The 16,997-nt window shown below is 72.6% G+C and carries 20 protein-coding genes; 10 read left to right on the top strand and 10 right to left on the bottom strand.

The annotated features are described in order from the left end of the window. Positions 1-83 precede the first annotated feature (83 nt). Together AF1_RS07635 and AF1_RS07630 are read left to right on the top strand one after the other, a co-directional pair. Positions 84-1,241 carry a cysteine desulfurase family protein gene (locus AF1_RS07635; RefSeq protein WP_067794317.1) on the top strand — a complete coding sequence of 386 codons (1,158 nt, stop codon included), beginning with the start codon at positions 84-86 and terminating at the stop codon, positions 1,239-1,241. Positions 1,242-1,272: 31 nt separating this feature from the next. Next, positions 1,273-1,581: a sulfurtransferase TusA family protein gene (locus AF1_RS07630; RefSeq protein WP_084262550.1), complete on the top strand. Its 309-nt coding sequence runs from the start codon at positions 1,273-1,275 to the stop codon at positions 1,579-1,581. 60 nt (positions 1,582-1,641) lie between these two features. Here the strand turns inward: AF1_RS07630 and AF1_RS07625 are convergent, their stop codons facing one another. Next, positions 1,642-2,628: a carbohydrate kinase family protein gene (locus tag AF1_RS07625; RefSeq protein ID WP_067794409.1), complete on the bottom strand. Its 987-nt coding sequence runs from the start codon at positions 2,626-2,628 to the stop codon at positions 1,642-1,644. Positions 2,629-2,807: 179 nt separating this feature from the next. Next, the gene (locus AF1_RS07620; protein WP_067794315.1) at positions 2,808-3,170 is read right to left on the bottom strand and encodes a HesB/IscA family protein; all 363 of its coding nucleotides are present in this window, start codon (positions 3,168-3,170) and stop codon (positions 2,808-2,810) included. A gap of 235 nt (positions 3,171-3,405) precedes the next feature. Here AF1_RS07620 and nadA point away from each other — a divergent pair, with 235 nt between their 5' ends. Beyond that, a complete protein-coding gene (gene nadA, locus AF1_RS07615) occupies positions 3,406-4,560 on the top strand; it encodes a quinolinate synthase NadA (RefSeq protein ID WP_067794313.1) in 1,155 nt (384 codons plus the stop codon). A gap of 24 nt (positions 4,561-4,584) precedes the next feature. On the opposite strand, the gene pspAB (AF1_RS07610) is transcribed toward nadA, so the two are convergent. The 6 genes from pspAB (AF1_RS07610) to AF1_RS07585 form a co-directional block, all read right to left on the bottom strand. After that, on the bottom strand, positions 4,585-5,184 hold the full coding sequence (pspAB, locus tag AF1_RS07610; protein ID WP_067794311.1) for a PspA-associated protein PspAB: 600 nt from the start codon (positions 5,182-5,184) through the stop codon (positions 4,585-4,587). A gap of 2 nt (positions 5,185-5,186) precedes the next feature. Further along, positions 5,187-6,104 carry a M48 family metalloprotease gene (locus AF1_RS07605; protein WP_067794309.1) on the bottom strand — a complete coding sequence of 306 codons (918 nt, stop codon included), beginning with the start codon at positions 6,102-6,104 and terminating at the stop codon, positions 5,187-5,189. Between the two features lie 56 nt (positions 6,105-6,160). Further along, positions 6,161-6,730, bottom strand: coding sequence for a PspA-associated protein PspAB (gene pspAB / locus AF1_RS07600; protein WP_067794307.1), 570 nt, complete (start codon positions 6,728-6,730; stop codon positions 6,161-6,163). A 3-nt stretch (positions 6,731-6,733) separates the two neighbouring features. Beyond that, positions 6,734-7,651 carry a zinc metalloprotease HtpX gene (gene htpX, locus AF1_RS07595; RefSeq protein ID WP_067794305.1) on the bottom strand — a complete coding sequence of 306 codons (918 nt, stop codon included), beginning with the start codon at positions 7,649-7,651 and terminating at the stop codon, positions 6,734-6,736. 140 nt (positions 7,652-7,791) lie between these two features. Next, positions 7,792-8,070, bottom strand: coding sequence for a PspA-associated protein PspAA (gene pspAA, locus AF1_RS07590; protein ID WP_067794303.1), 279 nt, complete (start codon positions 8,068-8,070; stop codon positions 7,792-7,794). Then, on the bottom strand, positions 8,067-8,870 hold the full coding sequence (locus AF1_RS07585; protein WP_207394155.1) for a PspA/IM30 family protein: 804 nt from the start codon (positions 8,868-8,870) through the stop codon (positions 8,067-8,069). Before AF1_RS07585 ends, pspAA begins: the two co-directional genes overlap by 4 nt. Positions 8,871-9,002: 132 nt before the next feature. On the opposite strand from AF1_RS07585, the gene AF1_RS07580 reads away from it, so the two are divergent. Together AF1_RS07580 and AF1_RS07575 are read left to right on the top strand one after the other, a co-directional pair. After that, positions 9,003-9,578 (top strand): DUF3043 domain-containing protein, encoded by a 576-nt coding sequence (locus AF1_RS07580; RefSeq protein WP_084262548.1) that lies wholly within the window; start codon positions 9,003-9,005, stop codon positions 9,576-9,578. 76 nt (positions 9,579-9,654) lie between these two features. Next, complete coding sequence (locus tag AF1_RS07575) at positions 9,655-10,656, top strand: aldo/keto reductase family protein (RefSeq protein WP_067794299.1); 1,002 nt, start codon at positions 9,655-9,657, stop codon at positions 10,654-10,656. Between the two features lie 46 nt (positions 10,657-10,702). Here AF1_RS07575 and AF1_RS07570 read toward each other — a convergent pair whose 3' ends face one another. Together AF1_RS07570 and AF1_RS07565 are read right to left on the bottom strand one after the other, a co-directional pair. Next, a complete protein-coding gene (locus AF1_RS07570; protein ID WP_306303156.1) occupies positions 10,703-10,918 on the bottom strand; it encodes a hypothetical protein in 216 nt (71 codons plus the stop codon). A gap of 18 nt (positions 10,919-10,936) precedes the next feature. Next, positions 10,937-11,785, bottom strand: coding sequence for a DsbA family protein (locus AF1_RS07565; RefSeq protein ID WP_067794296.1), 849 nt, complete (start codon positions 11,783-11,785; stop codon positions 10,937-10,939). 67 nt (positions 11,786-11,852) lie between these two features. Between AF1_RS07565 and AF1_RS07560 the strand changes: the two genes are divergently transcribed. From AF1_RS07560 to AF1_RS07540, 5 genes are all read left to right on the top strand, one after another. After that, on the top strand, positions 11,853-12,800 hold the full coding sequence (locus AF1_RS07560) for a bifunctional adenosylcobinamide kinase/adenosylcobinamide-phosphate guanylyltransferase (protein WP_306303155.1): 948 nt from the start codon (positions 11,853-11,855) through the stop codon (positions 12,798-12,800). After that, positions 12,797-13,558, top strand: a complete 762-nt coding sequence (locus AF1_RS07555) for an adenosylcobinamide-GDP ribazoletransferase (RefSeq protein WP_067794294.1) — start codon at positions 12,797-12,799, stop codon at positions 13,556-13,558. Before AF1_RS07560 ends, AF1_RS07555 begins: the two co-directional genes overlap by 4 nt. A gap of 86 nt (positions 13,559-13,644) precedes the next feature. Then, positions 13,645-15,123 carry a leucyl aminopeptidase gene (locus tag AF1_RS07550; RefSeq protein ID WP_067794292.1) on the top strand — a complete coding sequence of 493 codons (1,479 nt, stop codon included), beginning with the start codon at positions 13,645-13,647 and terminating at the stop codon, positions 15,121-15,123. A gap of 128 nt (positions 15,124-15,251) precedes the next feature. Continuing rightward, complete coding sequence (gene lpdA / locus AF1_RS07545; protein WP_067794291.1) at positions 15,252-16,646, top strand: dihydrolipoyl dehydrogenase; 1,395 nt, start codon at positions 15,252-15,254, stop codon at positions 16,644-16,646. 34 nt (positions 16,647-16,680) lie between these two features. Beyond that, a partial coding sequence (locus tag AF1_RS07540; RefSeq protein ID WP_303621231.1) for a biotin/lipoyl-containing protein occupies positions 16,681-16,997 on the top strand: 317 nt, incomplete at its 3' end.

Below are 16,997 nucleotides of genomic sequence, written 5' to 3'. Positions count from 1 at the left end.
AGATCACTGTTTACACGTGTGGTGGACACCCTAGCGCGAGGGTCGCGCGAACCCCCGATCGGGTGCCCGGTTAGTGTTTCAGCGTGGTCGATCCGAGCACGGCGGGCGCCTACTTCGACGCCGCTTCCACCGAGCCGCCGCACCCGGCGGCGCGGTCCGCGCTGCTGGAGGCGCTGGACGCGGGCTGGGCCGATCCCGCGCGGTTGTACGGGACGGCCCGCGGCACCCGGCTGCTGCTGGACCGGGCCCGCGCGCGGGCCGCCGGGGTCCTGGGCGTCCGGGCCGACGAGGTGTCGTTCACGTCCTCGGGTACCCAGGCGGTGCACCTGGCGGTCCTCGGGGGGCTCCAGGCGCGCCGGCGGGTCGGGCGGCATCTGGTGGTGAGCGCCGTGGAGCACTCCAGCGTGCTCCACGCCGCGGAGGCGCACGAGCGCGGCGGCGGCGAGGTGACCGTCGTCGGCGTGGACCGGGCGGGCCGCGTCGACCCGGGCGAGTTCACCGCGGCGCTGCGTTCCGACACGGCGCTGGCGTGCCTGCAGTCGGCCAACCATGAGGTCGGCACCGTCCAGCCCGTCGCCGAGGTCGCCGAGGCGTGCCGCGCCGCCCGCGTGCCGCTGTTCGTGGACGCCGCGCAGTCCCTCGGGCGTATGGACGTCCCCGCCGGCTGGTCGTTCCTCGCCGGCAGCGCCCACAAGTGGGGCGGCCCGGCGGGCGTCGGCGTGCTCGTGATCCGCAAGGGCACGCGGTGGCGTTCCCCGCTGCCCGACGACGAGCGGGAGGGGCGCCGCGTCCCCGGTTTCGAGAACGTTCCCTCCATCGCCGCGGCGGCGGCCGCGCTGGAGGCGTACCGTGCGGACATGGCGGCGGACGCGCCGCGCGTCTCCGCGCTGGTGGACCGCATCCGCGCGGAGGTTCCGCGGGCCGTGCCCGACGTCGAGGTGGTCGGCGACCCGGTCCGGCGCCTGCCGCACCTGGTGACGTTCTCGTGCCTGTACGTGGAGGGCGAGGCGCTGCTGACCGAACTGGACCGGCTGGGTTTCGCGGTTTCCTCCGGCAGCTCGTGCACGGCGGATACGCTGCGTCCCAGTCATGTGCTTGAGGCGATGGGGGTGCTCACCCATGGGAACGTCCGGGTATCGCTGCCGCGCGGGGTCGCCGCGGCGGACGTCGAGCGGTTCCTCACCGTGCTCCCCGGCGCCGTCGCCCGCCTCCGCGAGACGATGAGGGCCGCCGGACGATGAACACCTTCGAGACAGGGAGGCGGTCGCGCCCATGAGGTTCCGAGGCCGGACCAAGAACGGGACGCCGCCCAGCGACGCGGCAGCGCCCCCCGCCGAGCCGGCCGGCCCGGCGCCCGTGCTCGTCATCGACGCGCTCGGCCGCAAGTGCCCCATCCCGATCATCATGCTGGCCGAGCGGATCCGCGAGGTGCCGGTCGGGGAGATCGTCGCCGTCCTCGCCGACGATGCCGCCGCCCGCACCGACGTCCCCGCCTGGTGCCGCATGAAGTCGCAGGACTTCGTCCGCGAGGAGACCCTGCAGCAGGGCGGGTGGGGCTTCCACATCCGCCGGACGTACTGACCCGCGCACGCGGGACACGCCGGGGCCGCACCTGACGGCGCGGCCCCGGGGCGAGTCGTGTTACGGGTTCGGGCAGGTGATGTGAGGGGCGACCTCGCCGGCGGCGTCGGAGCCGTAGGCGGCGGCGAAACGGTCGAGGAACGCCTGCCTGGCGAGCGTGTACTCCTGCGGGCCCGCGGCCTCCAGGGCGTGTGCGGCCAGGGCGCAGCCGACCTGCGCGGCGCGCTCCAGCGGCAGGTTCCAGGCGGTCGCCGACAGGAAGCCGGCGCGGAAGGCGTCGCCGACGCCGGTCGGGTCGACGACGTTCTCGACGGGGACGCAGGGGACGTGCAGGCCCTCCTCGCCCTCACGGTCGATGACGACGCCCTTGGCGCCGAGGGTCGTCACGCGGGCCTCCACGCGGGACAGGATCTCCTCGCCGCTCCAGCCGGTCTTCTCCTCGGCGAGCGCCTTCTCGTAGTCGTTGCTGAACAGGTACGCGGCGCCGTCGATGAGGCGGCGGACGTCCGCGCCGTCCATGCGGGCGAGCTGCTGGGACGGGTCGGCGGCGAACGGGATGCCGCGGGTGCGGCACTCGTCGGTGTGCCGGATCATCGCGTCCGGGTCGTTCGGGCTGACGACGACGAGGTCGAGGCCGCCGACGCGGTCGGCGACCGGCTTCAGCTCGATGGAGCGGGCCTCGCTCATGGCGCCGGCGTAGAACGTGGCGATCTGGTTCTGGTCCTGGTCGGTGGTGCACAGGAACCGGGCGGTGTGGTGGATGTCGGACACGTGCACGGACGCGGTGTCGACGGCGTGGCGCTCCAGCCAGGAGCGGTAGTCGGCGAAGTCGTCGCCGACGGAGCCGACGAGGATCGACTCCTTGCCGAGGCTGCCCATGCCGAAGCAGATGTTGGCAGCGATGCCGCCCCGGCGGATCTCCAGCTCGTCCACCAGGAAGGACAGCGACACCCGGGCCAGCTGGTCGGGAAGAAGCTGGTCGGTGAACCTCCCGGGGAAGGTCATCAGATGGTCGGTCGCAATGGAGCCAGTCACGGCGATGCGCACGGCGTCGCTCTCCTCGTCGTGGTCGTCCGGCTGATTCACCGGCTGTTTCGAACCCGGAAAGACTACTTGCCCATCGCACCACAGATCGCGTCAGGACCGCAGCGGGCAACGGAAAAGGGACGGCCGCGGGCCGGTGCCCGGACCGCCCCTTCCGGGCGTTCCGCTCGCGTCGCGGGCGCTCAGTTGAAGGAGTCGCCGCAGGCGCAGGAACCCGACGCGTTCGGGTTGTCGATCGTGAAGCCCTGCTTCTCGATCGAGTCGACGAAGTCGATGGTGGCGCCCGTCAGGTAGGGGGCGCTCATCCGGTCGACGCGCACCGACAGGCCGCCGAAGTCCTGGATCTGGTCGCCGTCCATCTCCCGCTCGTCGAAGAAGAGCTGGTAGATCAGGCCGGAGCAGCCGCCCGGCTGCACGGCGACACGCAGCGCAAGATCATCGCGGCCCTCCTGCTCAAGCAGGCCCTTGGCCTTCTCGGCGGCGGCGTCGGTGAGGACGACGCCCTGCTGCGTGGTCTCCTGCGTGGTCTCGCCTGAAACCGTCATGTGTTCAGCTCCCGGGTCTCGCTGCGCCGCGATGCGGCGGGCTGTCGCTTGTCCGAGGACGTCGTGCGCCTCTTCCCGTAGAACAACGTACCTCGGTAGATAGCCATTCCGCGTATCGGCCGTGTTTAACACCGGGGGAACGGTGCGGTCTACGTCACATCACCGCCGCCCGGAGGATGTGCCATCATTAGTCGTCAAAGCGACGATAAGTCCCGTCGCCGAAGGGAGACTCCCGATGACCACCCCGGTAAGCGACCTTCCGCTGCTGCTGCTCGGCAGCGGCGCCGACCCGAACAGCGAGCGCGGCGTGGACTGTCCGGGCGAGCTGCCGCCGGCCTCCGACCCCGCGCTGGTCGAACGCGCCCGCGCCGCCAAGGCGTCCCTCGGCGACCGGGTGTTCGTCCTCGGCCACCACTACCAGCGGGACGAGGTCATCCAGTTCGCGGACGTCACCGGCGACTCGTTCAAGCTGGCGCAGAAGGCGGCGGCCCGTCCCGAGGCGCCCTACATCGTGTTCTGCGGTGTCCACTTCATGGCGGAGTCCGCCGACATCCTGACCGCCGGCCACCAGCGGGTGATCCTGCCCGACCTGGCCGCGGGCTGCTCGATGGCGGACATGGCGACCTTCGATCAGGTCGAGGACTGCTGGGACGTCCTGGAGGACGCGGGAATCGCCGACGACGTCGTCCCCGTCACCTACATGAACTCCTCGGCCGACATCAAGGCGTTCGTCGGGCGGCACGGCGGCACGGTGTGCACCTCGTCCAACGCCAAGCGCGCCCTGGACTGGGCCTACGGCAAGGGCAAGAAGGTCCTGTTCCTGCCCGACCAGCACCTCGGCCGCAACACCGCCGTCCTGGACATGGGCTTCTCGCTGGACGACTGCGTCGTCTACAGCCCGCACCGCCGCGAGGGCGGGCTCACCCGCGAGCAGTTGCGGGACGCCAAGATGATCCTGTGGCGCGGCCACTGCTCGGTGCACGGCCGGTTCACGCGCGAGTCGGTGGACGAGGTCCGCGAGCGCGTTCCCGGCGTGAACGTCCTGGTGCACCCCGAGTGCCGGCACGAGGTCGTCACGGCCGCCGACCGGGTCGGTTCCACCGAGTACATCATCAAGGCGCTTGAGGCCGCGGAGCCCGGCTCGTCCTGGGCGATCGGCACCGAGCTGAACCTCGTCCGGCGGCTGGCGAACGCGCACCCGGACAAGAACGTCATGTTCCTCGACAAGACCGTCTGCTACTGCTCGACGATGAACCGCATCGACCTGCCGCACCTGGTCCTGTCGCTGGAGTCGCTGGCCGCGGGCGACGTGCGGAACGTCATCGCGGTGGACGAGGAGACCGCGCACTACGCGCGCGTCGCCCTGGACCAGATGCTCGCACTCCCCTGACGTGCCGGAGACGTCCCCGGCACGTCACAGGCCGGGGACGTCCCACAGCGGGAACCAGCGGGCCGTGTCCGGCTCCATGGCGAGGTCTCCCGCGAGCGCGTCCCTGGCGCGCGTCTCGACCAGGTTGCTGCGGCGGCGCCCGGGGTCCGGGCCGCCGGGCGGACGCGGCGCGAACGGGTAGAACGCCCCGCGGCCGGGAACGTGGACGAGGAAGAGCCGCTGCGGGTCCGCGCCCCTGCGGAAGGCGGCGACCGAGCAGAGCAGGTAGCGCCCGAATCCGGCGGCCGTCAGGGTCGCGTTGACCAGGTGCAGGTCGGCGACCAGCTCGCCGAACGCGCCGGGCGGGCGGGTGAGGTGCGTCCAGCCCCAGCCGTAGGGGCCGGCGCTCGTCTCGACCCGCCGGGCCGCGTCGCCGGGCAGCAGCCGGGCGACCTCGCGTTGCACGCGTTCGAACGCGCCGAACGCCCCGCCTTCCACCTGGCGGTGGCAGACACCGCCCTCGCCGGTCGGGGTGAACCCGGTCGCCGCCTCCAGCGCGGGCGCGGCGGCGGGCAGCGCGAACAGCACACCCGAGTCGGGCTCGGCTGGCGCGGGACGGCCGAGGAGCCCGTCCAGGATTCCCACGGTCAGCCCCCGCTCGCGAGCCGCCAGGAGAGATCCGCCAGCCGTGCCCTGCGCCGCTCCAGCGTCGGATGCGTGGACAGCAGGCCGGCCACGCCGTCGCCGCGCGCCGCGACCACGCAACGGGCACCGGCCGGGCGCAGCGACCGCAGGTCGTCTCGGGACGCGTCGCGCAGGTCGTCGCTGACCTTGGCGAGGGCGGACGCGAGGTCGGCCGGGCGCCCGGTCAGCAGCGCCCCGGTGGAGTCGGCGCACAGCTCCCGGTGCCGCGACAGGGCGAGCCACGCCAGCGTGCCCGCCGTGTGCAGCACCGCCGCCGCCAGGCCGAGGGGCAGCAGGACGATCCCGAGGACCGGCGCCGCGACGCGGCCGGCCGCGCCCCGGTCGCGGCCGGTGAACAGGCCCGTCCACCACCCGAGGACGAGGCCGCCGACCAGGCCGGGGAACGAGGCGACCGCCGCGACGAGCACGTCCCGGTTCGCGACGTGCGCGGTCTCATGGGCGAGCACGGCGGCGAGCTCGGCCGGTCCGAGCCGTGCGCGCAGCCCTTCGGTGACGCACACCACCGCCGAGCCGGGACCGGAGCCCGCGGCGAACGCGTTGGGGACGTCCTTCGAGGAGATCGCGAGGCGCGGCTTGGGCAGCCCGGACGACAGGCACAGCCGGTCCAGCACCGCGTGCAGCTCCGGCTCGGCGGCGGCGTCCACCGGGCGCGCGTCCATCGCGTGGAGGACGAGCCGGTCCGCCATCCGCGCCGAGCAGGCCGCGACGACCATGGCCGCGGCCACCGCGGCCGTGCCCCAGACCGGACCGGCCAGGAACGCGGGCAGCACGGCGGCCGCGTAGACCAGCGCGACCAGGACGACCGCGGCGAGCATCCGCCGGGTCAGGCCGGGCCCGGCGGCGGCACGGGAGGGCGCCATGACCCGACGTTAAACCATCACGGCCCGCCGGTCAGCGTCCCGTGACACAGAAAGGATCACAGGCCGGGGGCGCCCCAGACGGGAAACCAGCGGCCGAGGTCCTCCTCGAAGGGGAGGTCGGCGCCGATCGCGCCGCGCACCTGGAGTTCCAGCGCGTTGTCGCGCCTGTCGCCGGGCAGCGGGGCGAACGGGTAGAAGGTGCCGCGCTTGTACAGGTAGACGAGGGCGAGCCGCTGCCCCTCCGGGCCGCGGAAACTCGCCAGGGAGCACAGCAGGTGCGGGCCGAACCCGCCCGCCTCCAGCGTCGAGTTCACCGCGTGCAGGTCGGTGACGAGGTCGGGCAGCTCTTCGGGCCGGTGCGTGGCGAGCAGCCAGGTGTAGCCGTAGGCGTCGTTGCTGATCTCGACCTTGGGGCCCTCGTCGGCGTCCAGCAACTGCTGGACGTCGGTCTGCAGCCGGGCGAACGCCCCGCCCTCGGCCGCGCGGAAGCAGACCGAGCCGCGACCGGTCGGGGTGAACCCCGTCGCCGCCTCCAGCGTGATCGCCGCCGACGACAGCCCGAAGATCTGGTCGAGGTCGGGCTTGGCCGGCTTGGAGCGGCCGAGCAGCGTGTCCAGGAAACCCACGGATCAGACTCCCCTGCTGAGCTGGTCGGAGATCCTTGAGAGCTGGGCGAGCCGCTTGTCCAGCGACGGGTGGGTGGAGAACAGCGAGGCGACGCTGAAGCCCTTGCCGAACGCCGGGGTGAAGAAGAACGCGTTGAACGCCTGCGCGGACCGCAGGTCGTTCGTCGGGATGCGCGCGATGTCGCCGCTGACCTTCGTCAGCGCGCTGGCGAGGGCGGACGGGCGGCCGGTCAGCAGCGCGGCGGAGCGGTCGGCGGACAGCTCGCGGTAGCGCGACAGGGCCCGGGTGAGCATGAAGCTGATCGCGTAGGCGAGCGCGCTGGCCGCGACGACGGCGAGCAGGATCAGCCCGGTGTTCTGGTCGTTGCTGCGGCGGGAGAAGCCGCCCCACAGCCCCATCTGCAGGCCGAACCGGGTGATGAGCCCGGCGCAGATGCCGAGGAACGAGGCGATCGTCATGACCGCGACGTCCTTGTGCGCGACGTGCGCCATCTCATGCGCGAGCACGCCCTCCAGCTCCACCGGGTCGAGCCGGCGCAGCAGCCCGGTGGTGACGCAGACGACCGCGTTCTTCTGGTTGCGCCCGGTGGCGAACGCGTTCGGCACGTCGGTGTCGGCGATCGCGACCCTCGGCTTCGGGGTGTCCGACATCGCGCAGATGCGGTCGACGACGCCGTGCAGCTCCGGCGCCTCCTGCGGCGAGACGACGCGGCCGTGCATGGCGAACAGCGTCATCCGGTCGGAGAAGAAGAACTGGGCGATCAGGAACACGAGCGCGACGGCCAGCGCGACGAAGGCCAGCTTGGGCACGAAGACGAAGAACGCCCCCACCGCGACCACGTACAACAGCCCCAGCAGGAACATCGTCAAAAGCATCCGTGACGTCAGCCCCCGGTCGGAGGCGTAACGCGTCCTGGCCATACGGCCACCCCCAGTCGTTACTCCCGTTCACTCGTCCCAACGCACGAGACCCGGGTTTTGTGCCTGAATGTCCAGAACGGACGGCACATCCCCGGGCCCCCGTTTCGCTGCGGGCGCCTCCCCCGGCCCACGTGCCCGGCTCAGTCCGGAATGAGGCCCTCGTCCCCGAGCATCGAGCGGACCTCGTCGATGTGCGCGTCGGCCGGCGGCAGGATCAGCTCGGACGGCTCCAGGCTGTCGGGCGGCAGCGGCCTGCCCACCTTGCGGACGTTCTCCAGCAGGGCGTGCAGGGCGGCGCGGAACGCCGCCTCGTCACCTGACTCGATCGCCGATTCCAGCTCGGAGTCGAGCGTGTTGAGGGAGGACAGATCCTCCTCGGCCACGTCCAGCTGGCCCTCGCCCATCAGGCGGACGATCACTGCGCACCCCCGGGGTTGTTCGGCCACTGGGCCTGCTGCGGGGTGTCCTGCTGCTGGGGCCGCGCGGTCGGCGTCCCCTGGTTCAGCTCCTTGGGCGCGGGCCCCTGGCCCAGCTCCGCCTTGAGCCGCTCCAGCTCCAGGTCGACGCCGGGGCCGGAGCCCACCCGGTCGAGCTCGGCCTGGATGTCGTCCTTGGGACCGGTGAAGTCCTCCAGGGCGCCGGAGGCCAGCAGCTCGTCGATCGCGCCGGCGCGGGCCTTCATCGTGTCGGTCTTCTCCTCGGCGCGCTGGATCGCGAGGCCGACATCGCCCATCTCCTCGGAGATGCCGGTGAACGCCTCGTTGATCTTCGTCTGCGCCTCGGCGGCCGTGTAGGTCGCCTTGATGGTCTCCTTGCGGGTGCGGAAGGAGTCGACCTTGGCCTGCAGCCGCTGGGAGGCGAGCGTGAGCTTCTCCTCCTCGCCCTGGAGCTGCTGGTACTGGCCGCGCAGGTCGTTGAGCTGGCCCTCCAGCCCGGCCCGGCGGGTCAGCGCCTCGCGGGCGAGGTCCTCGCGGCCCACCTGCAGCGCCTTCTTGCCCTGGTCGGTCAGCTTGTTCTGCTGCTGCTCCAACTGGTTGATCTGGAGTTCGAGACGCTTGCGGGAGGTGGCGACGTCGGCGACCCCGCGGCGAACCTTCTGCAGCATCTCCAGCTGGCGCTGGTAGGAGTAATCGAGGGTCTCCCGAGGGTCTTCCATGCGGTCCAGGGCCCTGTTCGCCTTGGACTTGAAGATCATCGACATTCGCTTCATCACGCTCATCGCGCGGCGCCGGTCCCTTCGTGCTGTCGCCTCAGTCGTGAACTGGGCTCAATGACCACTGCTGGGGTTCTTATCACCCTACGCGGTAACGCGCGAGGCAGTCACGATGTTCGCAGCCGGTAGGCTGATTCCGTGTTCAAGCGTCGTACCCCGGAGGCCCCGGCGAATCCTCCTCAGGTAGTAAAGCCGGGAGGCAAGGGCCGCCCCACGCCCAAGCGCAGCGAGGCCGAGAAGCGCCGCCGCCAGCCGATCACCGCGCCGGCCACCGGCAAGGAGGCCTACAAGCGGCGCCGTGCGCAGCTTGCGACCGAGCGCGCCAAGGCCCGCCAGGGAATGGCGAAGGGCGAGGAGAAGCACCTGCTCAAGCGGGACAGGGGCCCCGTCCGCCGGCTCGCCCGCGACTACGTGGACGCGCGCCGCACCGTCGGCTCGTACCTCATGTACGCGATGTTCGTGATCGTGCTGCTGAGCATGCTGCCGGTTCCGACCGCCCGGCTGCTGGTCCTGTTGGCGCCGCCGGTGCTGCTCCTCGTGGTGTTCGGGGAGGGCCTGCTGCTCAGCCACGGCATCAAGAAACTGGCCGCCGAGCGGTTCCCCGGCGAGGACGCGAAGGGCGTCGGCATGTACGCCGCGATGCGGGCGATGCAGATCCGCCGGCTGCGCGTCCCGAACCCGCAGGTGCGGATCGGCGAGAAGGAGAAGGTCTGATCTACGGGGTGGCCGGCCGCCCGCGCGGCCGTCCGGCGCGGGTTCCACGATCAGCATCGGGCTAGGGTCGGGGACCATGGAGTTCCGAAACCTGGGCCGGAGCGGTCTGAAGATCAGCGAGATCGCGTACGGCAACTGGCTCACCCACGGCTCCCAGGTCGAGGAGGACGCGGCGCGCGCATGCGTGCGGACGGCCCTCGACGAGGGGATCACCACCTTCGACACCGCGGACGTGTACGCCGGCACGCGCGCCGAGGAGGTCCTCGGGCGCGCGCTCAAGGGGCAGCGCCGCGAGGGGCTGGAGATCTTCACCAAGGTCTACTGGCCCACCGGTCCCGGCATGAACGACCGGGGCCTGTCCCGCAAGCACATCTTCGAGTCGATCCACGGCTCCCTGCGCCGCCTCGGCACCGACTACGTGGACCTTTACCAGGCCCACCGGTTCGACTACGAGACGCCGCTGGAGGAGACCCTGCGGGCGTTCGACGACCTCGTCCGGCAGGGCAAGGTCCTGTACGTGGGCGTGTCGGAGTGGCGGGCCGAGGAGATCGAGCGCGCCCTCAAGATCGCGGACGAGATGGGCTTCGACCGGATCATCTCCGGCCAGCCGCAGTACTCGATGCTGTGGCGGGTCATCGAGGAGGAGGTCGTCCCGCTGTGCGAGCGCGAGGGCATCGGCCAGATCGTCTGGTCGCCGATCGCGCAGGGCGTGCTGACCGGCAAGTACCGGCCGGGACGGCCGCTGCCGGAGGGATCGCGCGCCACCGACGCCAATGGCGGCGCCGACATGATCAAGCGCTACCTGAACGACGACCTGCTGACCCGGGTGCAGGAGCTGAAGCCGATCGCGGACGGCGTCGGGCTGTCGATGGCGCAGCTCGCGATCGCCTGGACGCTGCAGAACCCGAACGTGTCGGCGGCGATCGTGGGCGCGTCCCGTCCCGAGCAGGTCACCGAGAACGCGAGGGCCGCCGGGGTGAAGCTGGACGCCGACGTGCTGAAGCGCATCGACGACGTCCTCGGGCCGGTCGTCATCCGTGACCCGGCCAAGACCGTCAGCCCGGCCAGGCGCCCCTGAGCGAGCACCGGGCGGGGGTCGCGGAGCCGCCATGGCCCCGCGGCCCTCACTCGGGGTCTTGCAGGCTCATCTCGTACACGAGCGTCTCGCCGTCCAGCAGGACGACCTTGTCGACCCCGTCGGCGCGCAGGCCCCGCCAGTTCTCCCCCAGCCAGCTCTCCGCGTCCGCCTGGGTGGAGAAGGTCTCCTCCGCCTTGCCGGCCGCGCGCCCGTCGGCCTTCTCCAAACGCCAGCTCCACGCCATCGCGTCGCCCTCCCTCATCGCGGTGAGACTAGCGGGTCACGAAGCCTCCGCGATGGCACGGCGCAGGGCGTCCGGGCTCTCGGTGGCGGACGTGCCGAGCATGGTCCCGTTGACCCGCACGCTCGGTGTGCCCTGCACACCGGATGCCAGGTAGCCCTGGCTGACCTGCTTCACGCTCTCGGCGTGGCGCTGGCTCTTCACGCAGGAGGTGAAGTCGTCGCCGGTGAGGCCGAGCGGCGCGGCGTAGGAGATCAGGTCGCCGATCGCGTAGCCCTCGGTGTCGTGGTCCGCGGGCTGGTGGGCGTACAGCGCGTCCTGGTAGGACAGCCAGTGCGCGCCGTCCCCGACGCAGCGCAGCGCCGCCGCGGCGCGCAGCGAGTTGCCGTGCGCCGGCTGGGTGCTCTCGCCGAAGACCACCATCGGATGAAACACGATCTTGGCCCGCCCGGCGACCGCCATCTCCTTGAGCATCGGGTCGTGCATGCGGTCGAAGGCGCCGCAGGGCGGGCAGGCGAAGTCCTCGTAGACGTCCACGACGGGGCCGGTGACGCCCGGACGGGCCATGACCAGGCTGCCGTCGGAGAGCGGGATGGCCTCGGCTCCCCCGGCGATCTTGCCGACCCGCAGCTGAGCGCCGCCCCCCTTGTCGTCGTCGCCGCCCTGCAGGGCCAGCACGACCACCCCGACGATGATCAGCACGATGACGAGGCCGCCGCCGATCAGCGCGAGCGCCAGGCCGGCGCCGCCCCTGCGCCCGGGCGGGGGCGGACCGGGCAGGCCGGGCGGGAAACCGCCGGGCGGAAGGCCGCCGGGCGGCGGGCCATAGGGCGGCTGGCCGCCCGGTCCCGGCTGGTGCGGCCAGGGCGCGTTCGGGGGGGTGCCCACCGGGTCTCCTTCCGGCTGGGGGGCGGGGTGATCCTTCCAGGGGAGCGTATCCGTAGAGTTCGCGCCGATGATGAACATCGAGCTTCGCGGCACCGCCGCCGCGCACGGCTGGCCCGCGCCGGGATGCCGGTGCGCGTCCTGCGGCCGGCTGCGCGCCGCCGGCGTCCGGTACGAACCGCTCTCGGTCGTCATCGACGGCGTCCCGCTGGAGGACCTGCCGCGGAGGGACGTGCCCGGCGGTCATGAGGTGCGCGGCCCCGGCGGCGGACGCGTCCTGGTGGCGGCGGGCCCGGGCCTCCGGCCGGAACCGGCCCCCGGGGTGGAGTACGAAGCCGTCCTCCTGGATCTTGCGGGCTCCCCAGAACATCTGGGATATCTGCGTCATGTCAGGGCTGTGACGCCCCGGTCCCAGGTGGTGGCCGTTCACATCGACCACCGGCTGCCTTCGCCGGCCGAACTGGACCGGCGCACGGCCTTCTGGAACCGGCCGGCGGACGGCCCCTTCCGCACCCTGCTGCTCGGCGGGAGCCGGTCGGGCAAGTCCGCCGAGGCGGAACTGCGGCTGGCCGCGTGCCCGGACGTCCTGTACGTCGCCACCGGCCCGGTCCGTGACGACGACCCCGAGTGGGCGGAGCGCGTCGCCGCGCACCGGGTTCGCCGTCCGGCCTGGTGGCGTACCGCCGAGACGACCGATCTGACCGGCGTCCTGGAGTCCGCGGAAGGCCCGGTCCTGGTGGACGGCATCGGCACCTGGCTGGCCGCGGCCATGGACGAGGCGGACGCCTGGGACGACCCGTCCCGGGCGCGTCCCCTTCTCGACGGCCTCGTCTCCGCCTGGCGCGACACGGCGGCACGGGTGGTCGCGGTCAGCGACGAGGTCGGCTTGTCACTGGTGCCCTCGACGGCGTCCGGTCGGGCGTTCCGCGACCTGCTCGGCCTGCTGAACCAGCGGCTCGCGGGCGAGTCGGAGGAGACCGCGCTGGTCGTCGCGGGACGCGTCACGGAGCTCGGGTGATCAGCGGTCTGCGGCTGGCGGTCACGCTGCTCACCGTCGTCCCGCTGGGAACGGCGCACGTCGACCGGGGCACCGCGCGCGCCGCCATGCTGCTCGCCCCGGCCGTCGGCCTGATCACCGGCGGCGCCGCCGCCCTGGTACTGCAGGCCGGCGATCTGCTCGGCCTCTCCCGCCCGCTGGCGGCGGCGCTGGCGGTGGCCGTAGCCGCCGCGATGACCCGCGCCCTGCACCTGGACGGCCTGGCCGACCTCGCCGACGGCCTCGGCAGCGGGCGCCCCGCCGCCGACGCCCTGACGATCATGAAGCGGTCCGACATCGGTCCCTTCGGTGTCGTCACGCTGGTGCTGACCCTGCTGATCCAGGTCGCCGCCGTGGCCTCGGCCCCGCATCCGGCCGTCGCGGTGCTCGTCGCGGCCGTCGCCGGGCGGCTCGCGCTGCCCTGGGCCTGCCGCGCCGGCGTCCCGTCCGCGCGTCCGGGCGGGCTGGGCGCGCTGGTGGCGGGCACCGTCGCCACCCGCGCCGCGCTCCTGGCCACGGGCGTCGTCCTCGCCGCCGCCGCGGCCACCGGCACGGCCGCGGACGGACCGGGCGGCGCCGTGCACACGGCGGCGGCGGTGATCGTCTCCCTGGCCGCCGCCCTGCTGGTGCTCCGCCATGCCGTCCGCCGGCTGGGCGGCGTCACCGGGGACGTCCTCGGCGCCCTCGTCGAGATCACCACCACGGCCGCCCTGACCGTTCTCGCCGCCGTTCCCCGCTGACCCGCGGCGGCCCGAAGTCTCCAGGCCGGGCGGCGCTTGATCGAAAAGGACGAAAACGGTCACCGGGAGGACTACCATCGTGCTACGTGACGAGCATCAGCCTTGACAGCGCAGACCTGGTCGGCCTCGACGCCGACGCGATCGTGATCGGTGTCTCCCCGGGCGAGGCGGGTGCCGCGCCGGCCGCCGGCGCCGACGGCCTCGACCGCGCGATGGACGGCCGGCTGGCCGACGCGCTGAACGCGCTCGGCGCCACCGGCAAGGCCGGCGAGATCACCAGGCTCCCCTCGCTCGGCGCCGTCACCGCCAAGGTCATCGTGGCCGCCGGGCTGGGCGAGGACCCTTCCGCCGAGGACCTGCGCCGCGCCGCGGGCGCCGCCGTCCGGTCCCTGGCCGGCACCGGGCGCGTCGCGGTCGCACTGCCCGCCGAGTCCGCCGAGTCCGTGCAGGCCGTCGCGCTGGGCGCGCTGCTCGGCGCCTACTCCTTCGACGCCTACCGCACCGGCGACGGCCACAAGAGCCCCGTCGAGGAGATCCGCCTGGTGGGGCCCGCCGCCGAGGAGGCGGCCGTCGAGCGAGCACGGACCCTCGCCGCGTCCGTCAAGCTGGTCCGCGACCTGGTCAACACCCCGCCGTCGCACCTGTCCCCCGAGGACTTCGCCGCCGAGGCCGGCCGGGTCGCCGCCGAGACCGGCCTCGCGATCGAGGTGCTGGACGAGAAGGCCCTGGTGGAGGGCGGCTACGGCGGCCTCGTGGGCGTCGGGCAGGGCTCGGTCAACCCGCCGCGGCTCGTCCGGCTCGCCTACACCCACGCTGAGGCGTCCAAGACCCTCGTGCTGGTCGGCAAGGGCATCACGTTCGACTCCGGCGGCCTGTCCCTCAAGCCGACCGAGGCGATGGACTGGATGAAGTCCGACATGGGCGGCGCCGCCGCGGTGCTCGGGGCGCTCGCCGCCATCGCCGAGCTCGGCCTCAAGGTGAACGTGGTGGGCTACCTCACCATCGCCGAGAACATGCCGAGCGGGACCGCGCAGCGTCCGTCCGACGTGCTGCGGGTCTACGGCGGCAAGACCGTCGAGGTCCTCAACACCGACGCCGAGGGCCGCCTCGTCATGGCCGACGCCCTCGTCCGCGCCGGTGAGGACTCCCCCGACCTGATCGTGGACGTCGCCACGCTGACCGGCGCGCAGCTCGTCGCGCTCGGCACCCGGACCACCGGCGTCATGGCCAACGACGACGACGTCCGTGAGAAGGTGGTGGCCGCGGCCGAGCGCGCGGGCGAACCGTCCTGGGGCATGCCCCTGCCGGAGGAGCTGCGCAAGGGCCTCGACTCGGCGGTCGCCGACATCGCCAACATCAGCGGCGAGCGCTGGGGCGGCATGCTGGTCGCCGCGGTGTTCCTGAAGGAGTTCGTGCCGGACGGCGTCAAGTGGGCGCACCTCGACATCGCGGGCCCGTCGTTCCACAAGGGCGAGCCGTACGGGTACACGCCGAAGGGCGGCACCGGCGCCGCGGCCCGCACGCTGATCCAGATCGCCGAGGACGTCGCCGCAGGAATTCTGTAGCGACCCCGCCCGCTGGTACCGGTGCAGAACAGAATAGTTTTCTCGTGGCGGCGGGGCCCGGCGACGGTGCGCCCCGCCCGCGGCGCCGCGATCCACGCGGTGCCACCTCAGGCGAAAGGGAGCGTCCAGTGGCCAACAGCGGCCCCTTCGACATCGTCGTCCTAGGTGCCGGCAGCGGCGGTTACGCGTGCGCGTTGCGCGCCGCCGAGCTCGGCAAGTCGGTCGCGCTCATCGAGCGGGACGAGACCCTCGGCGGAACGTGCCTCAACCGCGGCTGCATCCCCACCAAGGCGCTGCTGCACGCGGCCGAGGTGGCGGACCAGTCCCGCGAGGCGGCGAAGTTCGGCGTCAAGACCACGTTCGAGGGCATCGACATCGCGGGGGTGAACGCCTACAAGGACAAGGTCGTCTCCACGACCGTCAAGGGCCTCACCGGGCTGATCAAGTCCCGGGGCATCGAGGTCGTCCACGGCACGGGGCGGCTGACGGGCCCGACCACGGTCGAGGTCACCGGCGCCGACGGGCAGGCCACAACGATCGAGGGCGGGCACATCGTCCTCGGCACCGGGTCGGCGCCGAAGTCGCTGCCCGGCCTGGAGATCGACGGCGAGCGCGTCATCTCCAGCGACCACGCGCTGCGGCTGGAGCACGTCCCCGCCTCGGTCGTCATCCTCGGCGGCGGCGTCATCGGCGTCGAGTTCGCCAGCGTGTGGCGCTCGTTCGGCGCCAAGGTCACGATCGTGGAGGCGCTGCCGCACCTGCTGCCGCTGGAGGAGGAGTCCAGCTCCAAACGGCTGGAGCGCGCGTTCCGCAAGCGCGGCATCAAGTTCGAGGTCGGCACCCGGTTCGAGAGCGTCAAGACGACGCAGGACGGCGTCTCCGTCGCCCTCGAAGGCGGCAAGACCATCGAGGCGGAGCTGCTGCTCGTCGCGGTGGGGCGCGGCCCCGTCTCCGACGGCATCGGCCTGGCCGAGGCCGGCGTCGAGACCGAGCGCGGGTTCGTCAAGGTCGACGAGTACTGCCGGACCAGCGTCCCCACGATCTCGGCGGTCGGCGACCTGATCCCGACGCCGCAGCTCGCGCACGTCGGGTTCGCCGAGGGCATCCTCGTCGCCGAGCGGCTGAGCGGGCTCACCCCGCCGCCGATCGACTACGACGGCGTCCCGCGCATCACCTACTCCGACCCCGAGGTGGCCTCGGTCGGCATCACGTCCGCGGTGGCCCGCGAGCGCGGTCACCAGATCAAGGAGGTCACCTACGACCTGGCCGGCAACCCCAAGAGCAAGATCCTGGGGACGCAGGGCGAGATCAAGGTGATCGCGGCCGTGGACGGTCCCGTCCTCGGCCTGCACATGGTCGGGGCGCGCGTCGGCGAGCTCATCGCGGAAGGCCAGCTCATCTACAACTGGGAGGCTCTGCCGGGCGAGGTCGCCCAGCTGATCCATCCCCACCCGACCCAGTCCGAGGCGGTCGGCGAGGCTCACCTCGCCCTCGCCGGCAAACCACTGCATGTGCACGGCTGAACGCCGCACAGTATTCAAAAGGAGTCGCTGAGACATGCCGGTCTCCGTCACAATGCCCCAGCTCGGCGAGAGCGTCACCGAGGGCACCGTCACCCGCTGGCTCAAGAAGGAGGGCGAGCGCGTCGAGACCGACGAGCCGCTCCTGGAAGTGTCGACCGACAAGGTCGACACCGAGATCCCCTCGCCCGCCTCGGGCATCCTGACCAGCATCACCGTCGCCGAGGACGAGACCGTCGAGGTCGGCGCCGAACTGGCCGTCATCGGGGACGAGGGCGCCGCGCCGTCCACCGGCGGCGCCCCGGCCGCCGCGGAGCGGCAGGCGCCCGCGCAGGAGGCGCCCGCCCCGCAGGC

The organism is Actinomadura formosensis NBRC 14204, assembly GCF_001552155.1.
Classification (GTDB): Bacteria; Actinomycetota; Actinomycetes; order Streptosporangiales; family Streptosporangiaceae; genus Spirillospora; species Spirillospora formosensis.
The sequence above is the reverse complement of the archived record's forward strand: the minus strand, read 5'-3'. Positions and strand labels throughout refer to the sequence as shown.

Excerpts from the sequence above, each read along its gene's own strand:
- AF1_RS07630 (WP_084262550.1), top strand. The coding sequence starts at position 1,273 with ATGAGGTTCCGAGGCCGGACCAAGAACGGGACGCCGCCCAGCGACGCG.
- AF1_RS07620 (WP_067794315.1), bottom strand. The coding sequence starts at position 3,170 with ATGACGGTTTCAGGCGAGACCACGCAGGAGACCACGCAGCAGGGCGTC.
- nadA (WP_067794313.1), top strand. The coding sequence starts at position 3,406 with ATGACCACCCCGGTAAGCGACCTTCCGCTGCTGCTGCTCGGCAGCGGC.
- AF1_RS07605 (WP_067794309.1), bottom strand. The coding sequence starts at position 6,104 with ATGGCGCCCTCCCGTGCCGCCGCCGGGCCCGGCCTGACCCGGCGGATG.
- htpX (WP_067794305.1), bottom strand. The coding sequence starts at position 7,651 with ATGGCCAGGACGCGTTACGCCTCCGACCGGGGGCTGACGTCACGGATG.
- AF1_RS07585 (WP_207394155.1), bottom strand. The coding sequence starts at position 8,870 with ATGAGCGTGATGAAGCGAATGTCGATGATCTTCAAGTCCAAGGCGAAC.
- AF1_RS07575 (WP_067794299.1), top strand. The coding sequence starts at position 9,655 with ATGGAGTTCCGAAACCTGGGCCGGAGCGGTCTGAAGATCAGCGAGATC.
- AF1_RS07570 (WP_306303156.1), bottom strand. The coding sequence starts at position 10,918 with ATGAGGGAGGGCGACGCGATGGCGTGGAGCTGGCGTTTGGAGAAGGCC.
- AF1_RS07560 (WP_306303155.1), top strand. The coding sequence starts at position 11,853 with ATGATGAACATCGAGCTTCGCGGCACCGCCGCCGCGCACGGCTGGCCC.